At 71.1% G+C, this 16,993-nt stretch carries 21 protein-coding genes; 7 read left to right on the forward strand and 14 right to left on the reverse strand.

Translation table 11 applies throughout. The annotated features are described in order from the left end of the window. Window positions 1-3 precede the first annotated feature (3 nt). From AB0C38_RS33330 to AB0C38_RS33345, 4 genes are all read right to left on the reverse strand, one after another. Window positions 4-1,110 carry a C1 family peptidase gene (locus AB0C38_RS33330; protein ID WP_360681215.1) on the reverse strand — a complete coding sequence of 369 codons (1,107 nt, stop codon included), beginning with the start codon at window positions 1,108-1,110 and terminating at the stop codon, window positions 4-6. A gap of 143 nt (window positions 1,111-1,253) precedes the next feature. Continuing rightward, window positions 1,254-1,565: a hypothetical protein gene (locus AB0C38_RS33335; protein WP_360681217.1), complete on the reverse strand. Its 312-nt coding sequence runs from the start codon at window positions 1,563-1,565 to the stop codon at window positions 1,254-1,256. A gap of 238 nt (window positions 1,566-1,803) precedes the next feature. Beyond that, window positions 1,804-3,366, reverse strand: a complete 1,563-nt coding sequence (locus AB0C38_RS33340) for a serine/threonine-protein kinase (RefSeq protein WP_360681219.1) — start codon at window positions 3,364-3,366, stop codon at window positions 1,804-1,806. A gap of 80 nt (window positions 3,367-3,446) precedes the next feature. Further along, window positions 3,447-4,406, reverse strand: coding sequence for an SDR family NAD(P)-dependent oxidoreductase (locus AB0C38_RS33345; protein ID WP_360681221.1), 960 nt, complete (start codon window positions 4,404-4,406; stop codon window positions 3,447-3,449). A gap of 107 nt (window positions 4,407-4,513) precedes the next feature. Between AB0C38_RS33345 and AB0C38_RS33350 the strand changes: the two genes are divergently transcribed. Together AB0C38_RS33350 and AB0C38_RS33355 are read left to right on the forward strand one after the other, a co-directional pair. Then, the gene (locus AB0C38_RS33350; protein ID WP_360681223.1) at window positions 4,514-5,053 is read left to right on the forward strand and encodes a DUF6069 family protein; all 540 of its coding nucleotides are present in this window, start codon (window positions 4,514-4,516) and stop codon (window positions 5,051-5,053) included. Window positions 5,054-5,064: 11 nt separating this feature from the next. After that, on the forward strand, window positions 5,065-5,481 hold the full coding sequence (locus tag AB0C38_RS33355) for a nitroreductase/quinone reductase family protein (RefSeq protein WP_360681225.1): 417 nt from the start codon (window positions 5,065-5,067) through the stop codon (window positions 5,479-5,481). Between the two features lie 27 nt (window positions 5,482-5,508). On the opposite strand, the gene AB0C38_RS33360 is transcribed toward AB0C38_RS33355, so the two are convergent. The 5 genes from AB0C38_RS33360 to msrA all read right to left on the reverse strand — a co-directional run bounded on the left by AB0C38_RS33360 (window position 5,509) and on the right by msrA (window position 11,070). Beyond that, a complete protein-coding gene (locus tag AB0C38_RS33360; protein ID WP_360681227.1) occupies window positions 5,509-6,312 on the reverse strand; it encodes an ABC transporter permease in 804 nt (267 codons plus the stop codon). Then, window positions 6,309-7,277 carry an ATP-binding cassette domain-containing protein gene (locus AB0C38_RS33365; RefSeq protein ID WP_360681229.1) on the reverse strand — a complete coding sequence of 323 codons (969 nt, stop codon included), beginning with the start codon at window positions 7,275-7,277 and terminating at the stop codon, window positions 6,309-6,311. The genes AB0C38_RS33360 and AB0C38_RS33365 overlap by 4 nt, the downstream gene beginning before the upstream one ends. A 62-nt stretch (window positions 7,278-7,339) precedes the next feature. Continuing rightward, window positions 7,340-7,855: an OsmC family protein gene (locus AB0C38_RS33370; protein WP_360681231.1), complete on the reverse strand. Its 516-nt coding sequence runs from the start codon at window positions 7,853-7,855 to the stop codon at window positions 7,340-7,342. 94 nt (window positions 7,856-7,949) lie between these two features. Beyond that, window positions 7,950-10,235, reverse strand: coding sequence for a M4 family metallopeptidase (locus tag AB0C38_RS33375; RefSeq protein WP_360681233.1), 2,286 nt, complete (start codon window positions 10,233-10,235; stop codon window positions 7,950-7,952). A 319-nt stretch (window positions 10,236-10,554) separates the two neighbouring features. Then, window positions 10,555-11,070, reverse strand: a complete 516-nt coding sequence (gene msrA / locus AB0C38_RS33380) for a peptide-methionine (S)-S-oxide reductase MsrA (RefSeq protein WP_360681235.1) — start codon at window positions 11,068-11,070, stop codon at window positions 10,555-10,557. A gap of 174 nt (window positions 11,071-11,244) precedes the next feature. Here msrA and AB0C38_RS33385 point away from each other — a divergent pair, with 174 nt between their 5' ends. Together AB0C38_RS33385 and AB0C38_RS33390 are read left to right on the forward strand one after the other, a co-directional pair. After that, window positions 11,245-11,922, forward strand: a complete 678-nt coding sequence (locus tag AB0C38_RS33385) for a TetR/AcrR family transcriptional regulator (protein ID WP_360681237.1) — start codon at window positions 11,245-11,247, stop codon at window positions 11,920-11,922. 121 nt (window positions 11,923-12,043) lie between these two features. Further along, window positions 12,044-12,427 carry an STAS domain-containing protein gene (locus AB0C38_RS33390; RefSeq protein WP_360681239.1) on the forward strand — a complete coding sequence of 128 codons (384 nt, stop codon included), beginning with the start codon at window positions 12,044-12,046 and terminating at the stop codon, window positions 12,425-12,427. Window positions 12,428-12,460: 33 nt separating this feature from the next. Here AB0C38_RS33390 and AB0C38_RS33395 read toward each other — a convergent pair whose 3' ends face one another. Continuing rightward, window positions 12,461-13,327, reverse strand: a complete 867-nt coding sequence (locus AB0C38_RS33395; RefSeq protein ID WP_360681241.1) for a LysR family transcriptional regulator — start codon at window positions 13,325-13,327, stop codon at window positions 12,461-12,463. Window positions 13,328-13,414: 87 nt separating this feature from the next. Between AB0C38_RS33395 and AB0C38_RS33400 the strand changes: the two genes are divergently transcribed. Further along, window positions 13,415-13,867, forward strand: coding sequence for a nuclear transport factor 2 family protein (locus tag AB0C38_RS33400; RefSeq protein WP_360681243.1), 453 nt, complete (start codon window positions 13,415-13,417; stop codon window positions 13,865-13,867). 1 nt (window position 13,868) lies between these two features. Here the strand turns inward: AB0C38_RS33400 and AB0C38_RS33405 are convergent, their stop codons facing one another. Together AB0C38_RS33405 and AB0C38_RS33410 are read right to left on the reverse strand one after the other, a co-directional pair. Then, window positions 13,869-14,174, reverse strand: coding sequence for a hypothetical protein (locus AB0C38_RS33405; protein WP_360681245.1), 306 nt, complete (start codon window positions 14,172-14,174; stop codon window positions 13,869-13,871). Between the two features lie 9 nt (window positions 14,175-14,183). Continuing rightward, window positions 14,184-14,420 (reverse strand): three-helix bundle dimerization domain-containing protein, encoded by a 237-nt coding sequence (locus AB0C38_RS33410; RefSeq protein ID WP_360681247.1) that lies wholly within the window; start codon window positions 14,418-14,420, stop codon window positions 14,184-14,186. Window positions 14,421-14,568: 148 nt separating this feature from the next. On the opposite strand from AB0C38_RS33410, the gene AB0C38_RS33415 reads away from it, so the two are divergent. Both AB0C38_RS33415 and AB0C38_RS33420 read left to right on the forward strand, forming a co-directional pair. Beyond that, window positions 14,569-15,489, forward strand: a complete 921-nt coding sequence (locus AB0C38_RS33415) for a hypothetical protein (protein ID WP_360681249.1) — start codon at window positions 14,569-14,571, stop codon at window positions 15,487-15,489. Window positions 15,490-15,558: 69 nt separating this feature from the next. Further along, entirely contained in the window at window positions 15,559-15,999 is a 441-nt protein-coding gene (locus tag AB0C38_RS33420) for a L,D-transpeptidase (RefSeq protein ID WP_360681251.1), read from the forward strand. On the opposite strand, the gene AB0C38_RS33425 is transcribed toward AB0C38_RS33420, so the two are convergent. Together AB0C38_RS33425 and AB0C38_RS33430 are read right to left on the reverse strand one after the other, a co-directional pair. Beyond that, window positions 15,954-16,439 (reverse strand): hypothetical protein, encoded by a 486-nt coding sequence (locus tag AB0C38_RS33425; RefSeq protein ID WP_360681253.1) that lies wholly within the window; start codon window positions 16,437-16,439, stop codon window positions 15,954-15,956. The genes AB0C38_RS33420 and AB0C38_RS33425 overlap by 46 nt on opposite strands. Window positions 16,440-16,471: 32 nt before the next feature. Next, on the reverse strand, window positions 16,472-16,906 hold the full coding sequence (locus AB0C38_RS33430) for a hypothetical protein (RefSeq protein WP_360681255.1): 435 nt from the start codon (window positions 16,904-16,906) through the stop codon (window positions 16,472-16,474). Window positions 16,907-16,993: the final 87 nt, after the last annotated feature.

Here is a 16,993-nt window from a genome sequence, read left to right on the forward strand (position 1 = left end):
CTCCTAGAAGACGTAGGTCTCGATGATCGTGCCGTTGTTGTTGAACGCGTTGACCGGACGGCCACCCTGCTTCGCGGCGACGAGCTCGATGAGCATCGCCTTGTTGACCACTTCGTCGTCCGCGGCGAGGTGCAGCCAGCCCAGGTCCTTCAGGTACGCCCACGTGTTGCGGTCCTGGTCGTTGCTCCACAGGCCCAGCACCGGCGTCGAACCGGTCCACGAGCGCAGGCTCACCGCGTCGACCTGCTCGACCTGCCAGGTCTCGATGCCGCACTCGCCGTAGCCGATCCGGAAGAAGCCGCCGTCACCCCAGCTGGTGTTCCAGCTGTTCTTCGCGATCCAGCAGCCCTGGGCGTCGTCGTAGCCCACCAGCGTGACGCAGTGGCCGCCGGCCAGCGCGCCGGTGACGTGGCGGTACACACCCGTCTGGTAGGAGAAGAAGTCCTGGTAAACGAGGAAACACGCGATGAGCGCGCCGCAGGCGGCGAGCTTTTCCTTCATCGCGGCCGGGTTGCCGGTCAGCGCGGTGTAGGACGGCGTGGTCGCGAGCCGGTTCGGCCAGTCGGCGTTCAGCTTGGCGCCGGAGCGGTTGCGCGGGCTGTACGGGAAGTAGTCCTCGTAGGTGATGCCGACGTCGTGGCAGGCCTTCAGCGCCCGGTCGGGCATCCAGCCGGTGTCGCAGGTCGCGTTGTCGTTCGCGCCGTGGGTGTAGAACAGGTGCGCTTCGGAGAGGTCGAGCTTCAGGCCCGGCTGCCCGCGGGTGAACGCGGCGACCGTCTCCATCGCGGCCACCGTGCCGAAGGAGACGCACGAACCGCAGTCACCCTGGTCCTTGACCGGCGTGACGTAGTCGGCGCCACCGGCGTTGCGGCTGTCGAACTGCGCGGGGGCGCCGGCGGCCTCCCCGGCCGTGAGGGACTTCGCCTGCGTCTCCAGGTCCCGCCGCTCGCTCTCCGGCGGCAGCGGCACGCCCAGGCGGTGCCGGCGCTGGTCTTCCTCGAGAATGGTCATGGAGTTCTCGCCCATGACCCAGGGGTGGCCTTGCGCGGCCAGTTCGGTGCGGACGCGGTCGAGTCCGACCGGCGGCGCAGGAGTAGCGGGATCGGCCATGATGACTCCCCAAATCTGGAACGCCGCGCGGGCGTTGCGGTGGCCGTGCCCGACCGTTGTACGCCGGGGTCGGGCGAGGTCACCAGGGGTGTCATCCCTTTGCCGAGGAGCAGTTTTGTGGCGCCTGGAAAATGATCTGCCGGTCAGGAGATCTCGATGCGCACGCCATTTTCGGCAGGCGTTTCCCGCGACAGTTCTTCGGCGAAGATGGAGTCGATCTTCCGGGACGCGGTCCGCAGTTTCGCGGCGCCCGCGACGAGCAGCACGAGCGCGGCGGCGGGGACGACGAGCAGCACGGGCGGCCAGCCGGCGCCGACGACAGCGACGATGGAGATCATCGCGCACAAGAGGAAGAGGGTCCTGGCGGCACCGCGCGGCCACGCGGAGCGGGGCTTGGCGTGCCGCCCGCGCGGGGTTCCGAAAACCGGCCGCACGAGGGCAGCGTGGACACTCATCAAGACCTCCGGAAAGTCGGCGAACCAGCCGGGACGGGGGATTCCCGGCGGTGGTGCCCGGGGCCGGAACCACCGGTGCGGACACGTGGTGTGTGTCGGGGCGAAGTGGGTTCCGGTTACCGGACGTTATTGCTTCGAGTCCGAATTCGGGGAAACAATTCGAGACGGCTTCCGGTCTATTCCGAATGGGTTTCCGGCGCTAGGGCCGTTGGGCCCGGATCGGGCCCGGCCGGAGGTCCTAGTCGTGGCCGGGGCCCTTGCCTTTGCCCTTGCCGTGGGTCTCGGGCTTGGGCGGTTTGACGGGCTTGGGGGCCTTGGGCGCGGCCTGGCGTTCGTGGGTGACGGCGGCGGGTTCGAGCTCGGCGGACTCGGTCGCGCGGGGGCTCGGATCCGGGGTCCCGGACCCGGCGAGCGGTGCCTCCGACGGCCGGGTGGACGCGGGAGAGCTGGGCGCCGGCGGCTGGGCCGGAGTGCTGGTCCCGGGTTCCTGCGAGGAGAGCAGCATGGCGGAAACGGCGGCAACGGCCGCGGCGGTCAACCCGGCGGCCGCGGTGAACCGCCGACGCTGCGCGGGCAGGCTCGCCGGCGACAGGCCCGCGGCGACGAGCATCCTGCGGGGGCCGGCGGGGTCGGGCCGGTGCGGGACGCCGGTGTCGCGCATGGTCGGGGCGAGCGGGCTGTGGTGGCCGGGGCTGGGGGCGAGCGTGTCGCGGGAACCGGATTCCTCGGTGCCGGCCTCGGGCTGGCTGGGGCCGTGGTGGCCGGGGATGGGGGCGAGCGGGCCGTAGTAACCGGGATCGCCGGTGTGGGGCCCGGGGTTGCGTCCCACCGCGCCGAACCGGCCGCGCCGGCCGCGGTCGCCAGGTGCCGCGCGGTGCCAGCGCCTCAGCACCCCCGCCGCGGCGAGCCCGCGGCGCTCGGTGGCCCACGGCCGCGCCGGCGCCGGTTTGTGCAGGAGCTGCCGCACCTCCTCCGCCGTCGGTCTGTCCGCGGGGTCCCGGTGCGTCATCCGCTGCAACGTGTGCGCGAGCGACGGCGGCAACCCCTCCGGGATCCGCGGCGCCCTCGTCAGCCGGGCCATCGCGGCCTCGACCATCGTGCCCGGGTACTCGCGACGGCCCGTCGCGCACTCCAGGAGGATCAGCCCGAGCGCGTACACGTCCGCGGGCGGGCCCGCCCGCTCGCCGCCGACCTGCTCGGGGGCCAGGTACGCCGCCGTGCCCGGGACCACGCCCGTGCCGGTGATGTGCGTCGTGTCGAGGGCGTGGGCGATGCCGAAGTCGCCGATCAGCGGGCCGTCCGCGGACAGGAACACGTTGGCGGGCTTGAGGTCCCGGTGCACGACGCGCCGCGCGTGCACGTGGGCCAGCGCTTCGGCGAGCCCGTCGGCCAGCGCCGTCACCTCGGGCACCGGCATCGGGCCGCCCAGCAGCCGTTCCGCCAGGTTCTCGCCCTCGACCAGCTGCATCACCAGGTACGTCCGGCCGTGCTCGGTGCCGCTGTCGAGCAGCGCCACCACGCCCGGGTGGGTGATGCTGCCCTGGATGCTCATCTCGCGCAGCCGGCGGCGCTGATCCAGCGCGACCACGTCCCGGTCGTAGATCTTGACCGCGACCTCCCGCTCGAGCCGCAGGTCGACAGCCCGGTACACGCGGGCCGTGCCGCCGCTGCCGACCAGCCGGCCGACCTCGTAGCGGCCGGCCAGCAGAGGCGGTGGATTCTCGTCGTGGAGGGAGCGCGGCTGGACGGTGAACTCGCCGAGCGCGAAGTGCGCACAGGTGACGTCGTTCGCGTCGCTCATCGGCGCGTGCCCCGTTCTACCGGCGTCGTCGGCCACGGCCGCGATGTACCCCGATCGCGTGACCGGCAAACGTCAGAAGATCACGCGAAAGCGTCGACGCCGGTGAGTTCCGCCGACAGAGTCCACAGGCGACGGGCCTCTTCGCGGTCCACCGCGTACCGGCGGACACCCGACTCGGTCATGCCCTCGGCGTCCGGCGGGGACAGCTCGGCGACGTCGCAGTCCTCGAGGTACAGCCCGCCGAGCCCGGCCAACTGCGGCGACGTCGCGGCCCAGACCGTGGTCGCCGCGCCCTGCTCCGGCGTCTTGAACTGCACGAGGAAATTGCCGGCTTCGTCGATCCAGCCGCGCTCGATCATCTCCTCCTTCGGGAGGTGCCGCTGCAGGGGCGTCATGATCCCGCCGGGGTGCAGTGCGAAGGCGCGGACACCCTGCTCCGCGGCCAGTTCGTCGAGCCGGACGGCGAAGAGCACGTTGGCCGTCTTGGCCTGCCCGTAGGCCGCCCACTTGTCGTAGCCGTGCTCGAACTGGACGTCGTCCCAGCGCATGGCCGAGTTGTGGTGGCCGCGCGAGGACAGCGAGACGACGCGGGCGCCGTCGGCGACCGCCGGCCACAGCCGGTTGACCAGGGCGAAGTGGCCGAGGTGGTTGGTGGCGAACTGGGCTTCCCAGCCCGGGCCGACGCGCGTCTCGGGGCAGGCCATCACACCCGCGTTGGCGATGAGGAGGTCGATCCGCCGTCCGGAGGCCAGGAAGCGCTCGGCGAAGGCGCGGACGCTGTCGAGGTCGCCCAGGTCCAGCTCCTCGATCTCGACGTTGTCGACCCCCGAGAGGGCCTCTTCGGCGGTCGCGCGGCGGCGGGCGGGGACGACGACGTGCGCGCCGGCGCCGGTGAGCGCGCGGGTGGCTTCGAGGCCGATCCCGGAGTAGCCGCCGGTGACGACGGCGAGCTTGCCGGTGAGGTCGGCGCCCGCGACGGCTTCGGCGGCGGTGGTGGTCGCGCCGAAGCCCGATCCGATCTTGTGCTGTGCGGTGCTCATGCCTTCGACGGTACGAGCTGGAGTGCGCTCCAGCGCAAGTCGCGCGGCCGGAGCCGAAACGGGGGACAATCGACGCTGAGAGGCGCAGCCGACCCAGGAAGGCTCTGATGTCCGACTACTACGGGAACCAGCCCCAGGACGTCCGCCCGGGGATCGACGCGCGCCGGCTGTGGGCCGGCGGCGTGGCGACGGCGGTGATCGCGGCCCTGCTCGCGGTGGTCGGGTTGCTGATCGCGCGGGGCGTCTTCGAGGTCGAAGTCCTGGCCCCAAAAGGCGAAGGCGTCTGGGGCAACGCGAGCACCACGACGTACGCGCTGGTCGCCGCCGCGGTGGCCCTGCTCGCCACCGGGCTGATGCACCTGCTCAGCGTCGCCACGCCCGCGCCGTCGCAGTTCTTCGGCTGGATCATGGTGCTGGTGACGCTGATCGCGGTGGTCCTGCCGCTGACGCTGAGCGTCGCGCCGAGCGCCAAGATCGCGACCGCCGCGATCAACCTCGTGATCGGCCTCGTCATCGCCGCGGTGGTGAACAGCATGGCGGCGAGCGCCCGCACGCTGCACCGGCGCCGCACCACCCAGCCGAAACCCGCGCAGCCGCAGCAGCGGATGCAGCAGCAGCCCCCGCCGACCCGCTACTACGACCAGTGACCGTGGACACCATGGACGTGCGGGAGACGAACCGCCGCGTGATCGAGCAGTTCCGCGCGGGCGGCGAGGTCGAGGGCATGCACCGCGAGCGGCTGGTGCTGCTCACGACGACGGGCCGGCGCACGGGCGAGCCGCGCACGGTCCCGATGATGTACCACCGCGACGGCGCGCGGCTGCTGGTGGTGGCGTCGAACATCGGGGCGCCCCGCCACCCGGACTGGTACCTGAACCTCGCGGACGACTCACGGGTGACGGTGGAGGTGGACGGCCGGAAGTTCCGGGCGGAGGCGCTGCCACTGCTGGGGGCGGACTACGTGCGGATGTGGACGGAGCTGGAGACGCACTACCCGTTCCTGGCCGACCACCTGGCGAAGGCCAGGGAGGCCAAGCGGGTGATCCCGATCGTGGAGCTGTCCGAAGAGGACTGACACCCACGGGTGCCAGTCCTCCTCGGACTACTTGCTCGCCACCCGGCGGTACTTCGCCGTGGCCAGCGGCGCGAACACCAGGATGATCGCCACACAACAAAGGATCGCGTACAGCGCCGCATTCTCCGCCGGCCACCCCGAAGGCGCCGGTCCGAACCGGTTCCCGAACAAGTCACGCGTAGCGTTGATCACCGCCGTGAACGGGTTCCAGTCCGCGATCGCCTTCAGGAACGCCGGTAGCGTCTGCGTCGGGACGAACGCCGACGAGATGAAGCTCAGCGGGAACATCCAGACCAGCCCGAGGCTCTGCGCCACCTCGACGCTGCGCGCCGCCAGGCCGATCAGCGCGCCCACCCAGGACAGGGCCCACGCGAACATCAGCATCACCAGGTAGCCCAGCAGCGCGTCCCAGAAGCTGCCGCGGATCCGCCAGCCGACGATCAGGCCGCACGCCGACATCACGACCAGCGCCACCACGCTGACCACCAGGTCCGACGTCGTCCGGCCGAGGACCACCGCGATGCGGGACATCGGCAGCGAACGGAACCGGTCGATGATGCCCTTCTGCAGGTCGTTGGCGAAGCCGATGACGGTGAACGCCGAGTTGAACGCCACCGTCTGGGCGAAGATCCCCGCGATGAGGAACTCGCGGTAGGCCGCGCCGCCCGACTCGCCGCCGATCGCGTTGCCGAAGACGTACGCGAACAGCAGCACGAACATGATCGGCTGCAGCGTCGCGGCCATCAGCCAGTCGGGGTTGCGGCGGACGTTCATCAGGTTGCGCCACGTGATGATGCCACCGTCCGAAATGCCCTTCGCGAACGCGTTCACTTCGCAGCCTCCTTCGACTCGGCACCGTGCCCGGTCAGGGACAGGAAGACGTCGTCGAGCGTCGGCCGGTGCAGGCCGACGTCCTGCACCGTGATCCCGCGGGAGTCGAGCCGGCGCAAGGCCTCGATGAGCGCCTTCGGCCCGGTGTCGACGAGGATCTCCGCCCGCCGGGTGTGGTCGTCGCCGGCCGGCTCGCCGGTGCCCACCTCGCGCAGCACCTCCAGCGTCGCCGGCAGGTCCGCGACCGAGGCGACGACCAGCTCCAGCCGTTCGCCGCCGATCTGGGCCTTGAGCTCGTCGGCCGTGCCGCGCGCGATCACCCGGCCGTGGTCGATCACCACGATCGAGTCGGCGAGCTGGTCGGCCTCTTCGAGGTACTGGGTGGTCAGCAGCACGGTCGTGCCGTCCGCGACCAGCTCCTTGATGACGCCCCACGTGTCGAGGCGCCCGCCCGGGTCGAGGCCGGTGGTCGGCTCGTCGAGGACGACGACGGTCGGCTCCGCGACCAGCGCGCCGGCCAGGTCGAGCCGCCGGCGCATGCCGCCCGAATAGCCCTTCGCCGGCCGGTCCGCGGCCTCCTCGAGCGCGAACCGCGCCAGCAGCTCCCGCGCGCGTGACCGGGCGGCGGACTTCCGCCTGCCGTAGAGCCGCCCGACCATGTAGAGGTTCTCGAACCCGGTGAGGTTCTCGTCGACGGCCGCGTACTGGCCGGACAGCCCGATCCGCTGCCGCACCTCGTCGGGCTGGGCGAGGACGTCGTATCCGGCCACGCGCGCCGACCCGGAGTCCGGTCGCAGCAGCGTCGTCAGGATGCGGACCATGGTGGTCTTCCCGGCGCCGTTCGGGCCGAGCAGGCCGAGCACGCGCCCGGCCGGGATGTCGAGGTCGACGCCGTCGAGCGCGCGGGTCGACCCGTACGTCTTGACGAGCCCGCGCACTTGGACGGCGCTGTCCGGTTCCGGCATGGCGGTTCCCCTCTCGGTGACCCCGCCAAGCTAGGCCACGCCGCCCCCGTTGTCCTCCGGGTTTATCCCTGACCCGCCGAGAGGGTGACGGCGAACTCCGGCGGCATCCGCAGCGTCTGGAACACGACGCAATAGCGCTCGGTCAGCTTCTTGAGCGTCGCCAGTTCGTCTTCGGACGCGTCGGTGTCCAGGGCGAACGAAAGCCGGATCGCGCGGAAGCCCACCGGCGCGTCCTTCGCGACGGCGAGGGTGCCGCGGAAGTCGAGGTCGCCTTCGGCGCGGACGCGACCGCCGCGCACCTCGAGACCCAGCGACGTCGCGACCGCCCGCAGCGTCACCCCGGCGCACGCGGCGAGCGCTTCGAGCAGCATGTCGCCCGAACAGGCGAGAGTGCCGTCGCCACCCGTCGCCGGGTGCAGTCCCGCCTCGACGACCGCACGGCCCGTCTCGACCTTGCAGGAGATGCCGAGGCCGTCGAGCTCGGCGTCGGCGTGCAACGTGACGAGCGCGCTTTCCGGCGCCTCGCGGTACTTGTCCTTCAGCGGGGCCTGGGTCGCGCGCAGCTCTTCGGTGTCCATGGGCCGATTCTGCCCCCGCGGACAGGAGAAAGCGAAAGGCGGGGAGCCGGAGGTTTCCCGGTCTCCCCGCCTTTTCAGTGCGGATTCAGCGGTTTCAGCTCAGCGTCACCGCGACGTCGTCGATCACGAACGACGTCTGCAGCGAGCTGTCCTCGGTGCCGGTGAACTTCAGCGCCAGGGTGCCGCCGGCGGCCGACGAGACGTCGATCGTCCGGAGGGCGTACCCGGAAGCCTTGTTCAGGTTGGAGTAGCTGCCGAGGGTGGCGCTGCCGTTGGTGACGGTCAGCTTGTCGTAGGCGGTGGTGCCGGTCGTCTCCGCCGTGTCGATGTGCAGGTAGAACGTCAGGCTGGCGTGGCAGCCGGCCGGGATGCTCACCGACTGCGCGACGGACTCCGTGTGCGTGGAGCCGTAGCCGTCGAGGTAGGCGGAGTAGGTGCCGCCGTGCGCGGCCTGACCCTGCGAGCCCCACTGGCCGATGGCACCGGTGGTGCCGGTCCAGTTCGCCGCGCCCGACTCGTAGCCGCCGTTGACGATCTTCTGGCCGGAGCAGCCGCCGGTGGTGCCGACGGTCCAGCTGAACGACGCCGTCCCGGTCTTGTTGGCCGCGTCCTTCGCCGTCACCGTGACGTTCGAGGTGCCCGCGGTGGTCGGGGTGCCCGAGATCGTGCCGGTGGAGGCGTTGATCGACAGGCCGGCCGGCAGGCCGGTGGCGGTCCAGGAGTACGGCGAGGTGCCGCCCGAGGCCGACAGCGGCAGGCTCACCGCGGTGCCGGTCACGGTGGACTGGTTGCCCGGGTTCGAAACCGTGACGGTGCCGGTCGCCGAGCAGGTCGGGTCGGCCGACTGCGCCGGCACGCTGATCGCGTCCCACGCCGCCTTGACGGTGTTGAACTCGGTGCAGCTGCCCGGGAACAGGTTCTTCGCCGCGGTCAGCGTCCAGGTGCGGTACTTCAGGTACGAGCTGCCGGAGGTCTTGAGCAGCATCGCGTTGTAGAAGATCTTCACCGCGTTCTGGACCCCGATGCCGGTGACCGAGGAGCTGTTGCAGGTGGTGCTGGTCGGCTGCCCGTTGGTCGGGTTGGTGCCTTCGGCCAGCAGGTAGAACCAGTGGTTGCCGGGGCCGGCGGCCGCGTGCACCTCACCGTTGGGGACGGAGCTGTCGTAGCAGTTCTTGTCGCCCAGCGCCGACGGGTTGTACATATTGCGGATCGGGCCGGAGCCGACGAGGTTCACCGACTCGCCGACGAGGAAGTCCGGCACGTCGCCGCCCGAGGGCTCGTTCGCGAACCACTCGGTCGAAGCGCCGAAGACGTCCGCGACGAACTCCTGGGTGCCGGAGCCGGAGATGCCGCCGGGGGTGTGGTCGTCGATGCCGTGGCCGTGCTCGTGTGCGACGACGTCGATCGAACCGATCCACTGGTTCTGCGTGTTGTGGCCGATCTGGACCTGGGTGCCGTCGTAGTAGGCGTTCTCGTCGTTCAGGCCGACGCGGATCGGCCAGCCGCCGCCGTTGCCGTCGAAGCCGTTGCGGCCCAGCCACTGCGAGAGCATCTTGTTCTCGGTCTGGGCGGCGAACAGCGAGTCGACGCAGCCGGTCTCGCGGCTGGTGGCGTTGCCGGTGCCCCAGGCGTCGTCCGGGCCGCTGAAGGTGGTGTTGTTGGCCGCGTCCTGGCAGGACGTGTTGGTGATGGCCGGGTCCTTCAGCGTGTACGTGCTGCCCGAGTGGGTGGTGTCGAGGTGCACCGGGTTCGGGCGGTTGTAGGCGCTGGTGCCGTCCCCGTTCATGACGTGTTCCTGCGTCTTGAGCACCTTGCCGGTGGCGGCGTCGACGATGACGTCGAGCCGGCTCGGGCCTTCGGCGTCCCGGCCGACGACGGTGTTCTTCCACGCCAGCGCCGGCGAACCGAGCGCGTACACGACCTGCTGGGCGGGGCTCACGCTGTCCACGGCGGACAGCTGTTGCCGCGCGGTCGCCTCGGCCGCGGCCTTCGACACGCTCGCGGTGGTCGAGGCGAGGTTGATGGTCTGGTCCTGTGCGACGGAGGTGCCGAGCACCTGGCCCGTCGAGTTGGTGGCCACGACGAAGTCGCCGCCGACCACGGGCAGGCCCTTGTAGCTGCGCTCGTAGGGGATGTACTGGAGGCCGTTGGTCGAGGAAATCGCTTTCTGGGCCTGGAAAACGTCGTCCGAGCTGGCGTGCAGCGCGGCGGGCCTGCTCGCCACGAGACCGGCGGCCGCGGTCGTGGCCTGGGCCAGGGCGCTCGGGGCGGCGTTCGGGATGGCGTTCGGGCTGGATTGCGCCTGTGCGGTACCGGTGATGCAGAGCGCGCCGACGAGCACGCCGGTTGCTGCCAAGACGACTGGACGTCTCAGTTCCATCGAGGGATCTCCTCCGGGCAGGGTGAACCAGACCCGGGTTCGAGGCCGGGCCGGATCAAGGGGACGAGAGGTGCTGCTGTGCAACGGAAATCAGAATCCGGTGCCGGAGCCTCGTGAACAAGCGACTAACGTACGGTCTTATCTACCGGACGCAATAACTCCCAAAAAGGACATTCCCCGCTATTGGGATTCGATCGCCTGACCGTCCACTCAGGACGGGAAGCGGATCACCGCCGTTCGGGTGATCTTTCCCGCGGCCGAAACGACGAAAGGCCCCTTCGCCGGGGATCGGCGAAGGGGCCTTGGTGATACGAGTGTGTCAGGCGGTCTTCTCGCGCTTCGGGAGCTTCCAGCCCGGGCGCACGAAGTGGCAGGTGTACCCGTTCGGAATGCGCTGCAGGTAGTCCTGGTGCTCCGGCTCGGCCTCCCAGAAGTCGCCCACCGGGCTGACTTCGGTGACGACCTTGCCCGGCCACAGCCCGGACGCCTCGACGTCGGCGATCGTGTCTTCGGCGACGCGCTTCTGCTCGTCGTTTTCGAAGAAGATCGCCGAGCGGTAGCTCACGCCGATGTCGTTGCCTTGGCGGTCCTTCGTCGTCGGGTCGTGCACCTGGAAGAAGAACTCGAGCAGGTCGCGGAACGTCGTCCGCGCGGGGTCGTAGACCACCTCGATGGCCTCGGCGTGCGTGCCGTGGTTGCGGTAGGTCGCGTTCGGGACGTCGCCGCCGCTGTAACCGACCCGGGTCGAGATCACCCCGGGCTGACGGCGGAACAGTTCCTGCATGCCCCAGAAGCAGCCGCCGGCCAGGACGGCCCTTTCGGTTGACGTGGTCACGGCGTCACTCCTTCTCCTCGTGTGGTGCTGCCACCTGTACAACTTCGGCGGCGTACTGATGATTCCACGAGGGGATTACGGAAGCCTGACGTCACCCGGTTTCGGTGACGCGGGTCGTGAACCGATGCTAACTCTCACTTGATATCAATGATACTCGCTGGTAGCGTCGCTATCATGGATGCGAGAACGCGGATTCTGGAGGCTGCGGCCGACCTGCTGTCCCGCTCGGCCGACTTCTCCACGCGGGCGGTGTGCGAGGCCGCCGGGGTCGGCGCGCCGGCGCTCTACCGGCAGTTCGGCGACAAGGAGGGCCTGCTCGCCGCCGTCGTCGACCGCGGGTTCGAGGAGTACCTCGCCGGCAAGCGGGCCGCGAAGCCCTCCGGCGACCCGGTGCGCGACCTGCGCGACGGCTGGGACAACCACGTCGCGTTCGCGCTCGGCCACCCCCACCACTACCGCCTGATGTACTCGGGCCTGTCGACACCGCCGGGCGCGGCGGCCGAGGCGCACAGCCTGCTGCTCGCGGTCCTGGAGCGCTGCGCGGCCGCGGGACGCCTGAAGCTGCCGCCGCCGCTCGCCGCCCAGATGGTCATGGCGGCCAACGCCGGCGTCGCGCTGTCGATGATCACCCGGCCGGAGCTCTACGCGGATCCCGAGTTTTCCGTCCTGGTGCGGGAAAGCGTGCTGGCCGGCGTCCTCGCCGAGGCGCGGCCGGAGCCCGGCGACGTCGCGGCGACGGCGACGGCGCTCGCCGCCCGGCTGCCGGAGACGGCGCCGGGAGGCCTGACGGCGGCCGAGGTGACGCTGCTGCGGGAGTGGCTGGCCCGGTTGAGTATCCACAGTGGACACTGAGCTGGCCGGCCGCGCCGGTTGCTCCGTCCGCTTGAACCCCGGCTTCTGTGCGGCCCCGGCCGGGCGGGGGTGGGACGATGGGCCGGGGGCCGGCCCCGATCCGGCTCCGGGGAGGCGCGCGATGCGCGAGCGGGAAGAAGCCGTCGCGGAGCGGAGCAGCGGTGTGCTGGTCGTCGAGGTCCGCGGCGAGCTGGACATCGCCACCGTGCTGCGGTGGACGACGCTGATCGAAGCCGCTATCTGCGAACTGCCGGAACCGCACCTGCTGGTGCTCGACCTCACGTCGCTCGAGTTCCTGTCGGCGCAGGGCGCGCGGGGCCTGCTGGAGGCGGTCGAGTGCTGCCGGACCCGCGGGATCACCGGCTGCCTGATCGTCACGCCCGGGAGCGTGACCGACCGGGTGGTGCGGCTGACCGGGCTCCCCTCCCGGGTCCGGGTGTTCCCGAACCGGCTGACGGCCATCGCCGCCTGCCAGCCGGTGGAGATGCGGTGGCTGCCGGGCTGACCGGCTCGCGGACCCGGCCGGGTAGGCGAGTCGTCAGGCCGGTTCGCGGACCAGTTCGGCCGCGGCTTCGGCGAAGGCGCGGACCCGGGCCGTCGCGGACCCTTCACGCCAGATGAGAGCCCACTCGAGGCGGGGCGCGCCGTCGAGCGGGACGTACGCGACGTCGGGCCGTGGGTAGTAGCGCCGGATGTGGGCGCCCACCGGCAGCACACCTTCGCCGGCGCCGGCCAGCGTGAGCAGCTCCTGCAGCCCGGCGCGCGGCCGCGACGTCGCGCCGGGAGCGTGTTCGTCCAGCCACGGGTCCGGCAGCGCGCAGCGCAGCACCGTGACCCGCGCCAGGTCGGCGACTCCCACGGCGTCCCGCCGGGCGAACGGGTGGCCCGCCGCGACGGCGAGGAAGCGCGTCTCCCGCACCAGCACCGGACCGGTGACCAGGCCGGGCCCGTCGAGCGGGAGCCCGGCGAGCACGACGTCGACCTCGCCCTCGCGCAGCCACGGCAGGACCTCGGCCGGGCGCACCTCGCGGAACTCGACCTCGCAGCCGGGCACGCGCCGCCGGAACAGCTCGGCCACCCCGGCCAGCAGCTGCCCGCCCGCGGCGTCGCCGAACGCGACGCGCAGCGTGCCGGTGACCCCGCGGCCGGCCTCGACCGCGCGGTCCAGGGCCGCTTCGACCGCCGACCACGCCGGCCCGAGGTCGGCGAGGAGCTGCCGGCCCACCGGCGTCAGCTCGACGCGACGGCTGGTCCGGGTGAACAGGGGTGCGCCGATCCGCCGTTCCAGCTTCCGGATCGTCTGGCTGACCTGGGCGGTCGACACGCGCAGCCGCTTCGCGGTGCGGCCGAAGTGCAGCTCCTCGGCCAGCACCAGGAACGACTCGACCTCGCGCGTCTCCGCCATCCCGCCCCTCCATCGTTAATCCCTGCTTCACGATCGTGGCACAGAAGCGCGTTGATCGGCTTTTCGGATGCGGCGAGGCTGGGGGACATGACTACGGACCTGCACGACCGCGTCGAGATCGTCGACGCGCTGTACCGCTTCGGCCTCGGCCAGGACCTCAAGGACCGGGCGCTGTTCGCGTCGTCGTTCGCCGCCGACGCGGAGCTGGACTTCCGGCCGGCGGCCGCGCGCTGGGGCGCGGAGCCGCCGCTGATGACGGGCCGGGACGCGATCGTCGACACGATCCTCGCGCTGTTCGAGGGCCGCGTCGACACGACGCACCAGGTGACCAACCCGCGCGTCACGGTGGACGGCGACATCGCGCGGCTGACGGCCATGGTCGAGGCCCAGCACCTGCTGAGCGACGACCACGGCAAGCACGCACTGCTGAAGAACCGCTACGACGTGACGCTGGTGCGCGACGGCGACCGCTGGGTCATGCGCCGGGTGCGGATCGAAAACGCGTGGTACACGGGCGATCCGACCGCGATCTTCGGCTGAGCTACTCGCCGCGCATCGAGCGGCGGATCTCGGCCAGCCGGTCCTTGGCGGCCTGGTCGCGGTCGGCGATCTTCTTGTCGAGGGTCTCCGCCGTGTTCTCCGTGCCCAGCCCCGCCAGCTCGGTCGCGCCCACGGACGTCGTGTAGCGGTTCTCGATCTTGTCGCGGACGAAGTCGAAGCTGGGCACGCCGCCCTGGCTGTAGTCCGGGTCCGGCAGCGGGGGCGAGGGGATCGCCAGTGCGGCGGTCGGCGTCTCGTCGACGATCTCACCGTCCACGACGTCCGGGTCGTCCTGGGGCTTGTCCATCTCCCGACTTTAGCGCCGGTGGCGGCCCGGCGGGGCGTCGAGGGACTCGCGGACGGCCCGTTCGACCAGGATCGGGACGAACGCGTGGACCCGCGCGGCGGCGAACCGGGTCCGCTCCCGTTCGACGAGGGCGTGGGCGGCCGTCCGGTCCAGGTCCGCGTAGTCCTGGCGCAGCCGGTCTTCGACGATGTCCAGCTGCAGGTCGAGCTGTTCGGACGCGATCGTGTCGAACGTCTGGGTGGTCATGGTGGTCTAGTACCTCGCCGGAAGAACGCGGCGTGAACTGAAGATGAACGACACGTGAGGGGCGGCCAGTGGGTAATTCGGCCGTGGGGCGGCGCGGCCCGGTGGGGAATTCTCGACGCGCAAAGCCGGTGTCCGGAGGGAGCAGACCATGAGTGCCGGGGCCTACCGCGCCGAAACCACCGAAATGGGGACGGTCGCCAAGGCGGTGGAAGACGTCGGGTCGTCCTTCATGTCGACCACTCGCGACCTGGAAGGCCTGGTGCTGGACGCGTTGTCGTTCGCCGGCATCGGCAGCGGGGTCGCCGCCGCGAATTCGGCGCTGCATTCTTCGCTGGGCAGCGCGTTGCAGAAGTTCCTGAGCCTGATCACGAACGTGAACCAGAACGTCCAGACCGCCGCGAACGGCTACAACGCGGCCGACTCCGACGTCGCGCAGGCCTACGGCGGCGGGCCGCAAACCGCCCAGGGCGGCGGCGGGGGAGCGGCGGCCGCGGCGGCGCCACCGCAACTCGACGCGCGGGTCGTCGACTCGATCATGCGCTCCGAGGGCGCGACGGGGGAGCAGGGCGGCGTGCCGGAGGCGTACGGCTTCCGGCAGAACATGCACAACGGCTACGACCGGATCGTCGCCGCGCGCGAGCAGTACGGCATCGGCAGCGCGGAAGAACGTGCGGTCGTCTCCGACCTGATGACCGCGAACGCGCGCACCGCGGGCGCGCTCAACTTCACCGATGCCGGCACCCAGGCCGCGGTCATGTCCGGCGCGCACATGCGCGGCGCCGGCGGCGTGCGCGCGATCCTCAACCACATGGCGGGCGACGACATCGTCCAGAGCTCGCGCACGCTGTCCGACGCGGCGGTCCAGCACGCGCAGGGCCTCACGCCCGAGCAGTTCCAGCAGGAGTTCCACGACGCGCGCATCGAGTACGACCGGCAGGTCTACGGGGACACGACCACCCACCAGGGCGGCCACACGGCGAACTGGTGGGACCGCTACGGCAACGGGCTGACCCAGCGCTACGACCGTGAGCAGAACGAGTTCCTCCAGCTGTCGCAACCACAGGAGTGATCTCGGATTCGAAGATCGGAAAACGGGGCACACTACCTCCTGTAGCCGAACGACAACGGGAGGCGCACGATGAACCGGAGGATGATCGCACTACTGGGCGGGGTTGCCGCGATGGCGGGGACCGTGGCGTTCGCGGGTACGGCCGAAGCGGCGTCGCCGACGCCGTGCAGTGCCGCCGCGAAGGCCTGCGTCCAGCGCAGTTCGAATACGGCGTGGCTGACGGACGGCGCCGGGAACGTCACCTACGGCGGCGTCCCGATCACCGTCGGGCTGGCGAAGTACCCGACGCCGCTCGGGACGTTCCACGTGCAGTACAAGGACATCGACCACTACAGCAAGCAGTTCAACGGGCCGATGCCGTACTCGGTGTTCTTCACGACCACCGGCGTGGCGTTCCACCAGGGCAGCCTGAAGGTGAAGTCCCACGGGTGCGTGCACCTTTCGCACGCGGCCGCGGTGACGTTCTACAACTCGCTGCACCCGGGTGACGTCGTCCAGGTCGTGCCCTGATCCGTCCCGTGTGGACGGTCCAGGAGCGCGCCGATGACGGCGCCGAACACCAGGTGGTCCAGGACCTGCGGGGCGCGGGGAAGTGCCCGCACGGCCGGGTAGGCCCGGTCGGCTACGCCCAGGTCCAGTGCCGCGATCACGAGCCCGGCCGCCGCGCCTCGGAGCAGTCCGAGGCGGTGGCGGCGGGCGGTCGCGGTGAGCACCCCGGTCCAGGCGGCCGAGACGACGATGTGCGCGATCAGCCCGGCGGCGACGCCGGGCCGGTCGCGTCGGCCGGGGAGCAGGGTGCCGGCGGCACGGGTCGCGGCGAGCGCGTCGCGGCCGGTGAGGAGGGCGTGGGCGGTCGACGGTATCCCGCTCACGACCGCGACGAGGGCTCCGGCTCGCGCGGCTCGGCGACCCGATGCCATGAACGACTCTTTCACCTCGTCAGACGACATGAACGACTCTTTCATGTCGTTGGTCTGGGAGGTCAGCCGGCGGCCAAGTACGCGGCGAGGCGGATGCGCAGGCCGCGGACCTGCGGGAGCGCGATCGTGAAGCTGCGCGCCGGCCGGTAACCCGGCCACGGGTCGCCGTGGGTGCACGGTCCGGCGAAGTAGACGAAGCCGTCTTCGTCGTCGTAGCGGCCTGGTGACCAGCGTGTGGCGTCACCCGCCCGGCGGTCCGGGCACTCGGCTCGCGCCAGCCAGTACGCCTCGTGCTTCATGACGCGCTTGAGCTGCCCGGCGAAGGCCGGCAACTCGTCTTCGGGCAGGCCGAGACCGCGGCCGCCCCAGACGCGGGGCGCGCGTTCATACGTGCGCTCGCGACAACCGAACGTGACCGCGCCGCCCGCGTACCGACGAGTCCAGCTTTTCGTTGCCAGGGCGGAGAAAGGGGTTCCGCCGGTGAGTTCCAGCGTCATGAGGGAACGATAGTCGATCACGCGCCGACGGGTACCGCCGCGCGGGTGTCGACCAGTGATCCCATGGTGTATACAGTATGCAGTAGG

This window comes from Amycolatopsis sp. NPDC048633 (assembly GCF_040650695.1).
Taxonomy (GTDB): Bacteria; Actinomycetota; Actinomycetes; order Mycobacteriales; family Pseudonocardiaceae; genus Amycolatopsis.

What these genes read in the sequence shown, in the direction of transcription:
- AB0C38_RS33330 (WP_360681215.1), bottom strand. Translation starts at nt 1,110, where the DNA reads ATGGCCGATCCCGCTACTCCTGCGCCGCCGGTCGGACTCGACCGCGTC.
- AB0C38_RS33335 (WP_360681217.1), bottom strand. Translation starts at nt 1,565, where the DNA reads ATGAGTGTCCACGCTGCCCTCGTGCGGCCGGTTTTCGGAACCCCGCGC.
- AB0C38_RS33340 (WP_360681219.1), bottom strand. Translation starts at nt 3,366, where the DNA reads ATGAGCGACGCGAACGACGTCACCTGTGCGCACTTCGCGCTCGGCGAG.
- AB0C38_RS33345 (WP_360681221.1), bottom strand. Translation starts at nt 4,406, where the DNA reads ATGAGCACCGCACAGCACAAGATCGGATCGGGCTTCGGCGCGACCACC.
- AB0C38_RS33350 (WP_360681223.1), top strand. Translation starts at nt 4,514, where the DNA reads ATGTCCGACTACTACGGGAACCAGCCCCAGGACGTCCGCCCGGGGATC.
- AB0C38_RS33355 (WP_360681225.1), top strand. Translation starts at nt 5,065, where the DNA reads ATGGACGTGCGGGAGACGAACCGCCGCGTGATCGAGCAGTTCCGCGCG.
- AB0C38_RS33365 (WP_360681229.1), bottom strand. Translation starts at nt 7,277, where the DNA reads ATGCCGGAACCGGACAGCGCCGTCCAAGTGCGCGGGCTCGTCAAGACG.
- AB0C38_RS33370 (WP_360681231.1), bottom strand. Translation starts at nt 7,855, where the DNA reads ATGGACACCGAAGAGCTGCGCGCGACCCAGGCCCCGCTGAAGGACAAG.
- AB0C38_RS33375 (WP_360681233.1), bottom strand. Translation starts at nt 10,235, where the DNA reads ATGGAACTGAGACGTCCAGTCGTCTTGGCAGCAACCGGCGTGCTCGTC.
- AB0C38_RS33385 (WP_360681237.1), top strand. Translation starts at nt 11,245, where the DNA reads ATGGATGCGAGAACGCGGATTCTGGAGGCTGCGGCCGACCTGCTGTCC.
- AB0C38_RS33390 (WP_360681239.1), top strand. Translation starts at nt 12,044, where the DNA reads ATGCGCGAGCGGGAAGAAGCCGTCGCGGAGCGGAGCAGCGGTGTGCTG.
- AB0C38_RS33395 (WP_360681241.1), bottom strand. Translation starts at nt 13,327, where the DNA reads ATGGCGGAGACGCGCGAGGTCGAGTCGTTCCTGGTGCTGGCCGAGGAG.
- AB0C38_RS33400 (WP_360681243.1), top strand. Translation starts at nt 13,415, where the DNA reads ATGACTACGGACCTGCACGACCGCGTCGAGATCGTCGACGCGCTGTAC.
- AB0C38_RS33405 (WP_360681245.1), bottom strand. Translation starts at nt 14,174, where the DNA reads ATGGACAAGCCCCAGGACGACCCGGACGTCGTGGACGGTGAGATCGTC.
- AB0C38_RS33410 (WP_360681247.1), bottom strand. Translation starts at nt 14,420, where the DNA reads ATGACCACCCAGACGTTCGACACGATCGCGTCCGAACAGCTCGACCTG.
- AB0C38_RS33415 (WP_360681249.1), top strand. Translation starts at nt 14,569, where the DNA reads ATGAGTGCCGGGGCCTACCGCGCCGAAACCACCGAAATGGGGACGGTC.
- AB0C38_RS33420 (WP_360681251.1), top strand. Translation starts at nt 15,559, where the DNA reads ATGAACCGGAGGATGATCGCACTACTGGGCGGGGTTGCCGCGATGGCG.
- AB0C38_RS33425 (WP_360681253.1), bottom strand. Translation starts at nt 16,439, where the DNA reads ATGTCGTCTGACGAGGTGAAAGAGTCGTTCATGGCATCGGGTCGCCGA.
- AB0C38_RS33430 (WP_360681255.1), bottom strand. Translation starts at nt 16,906, where the DNA reads ATGACGCTGGAACTCACCGGCGGAACCCCTTTCTCCGCCCTGGCAACG.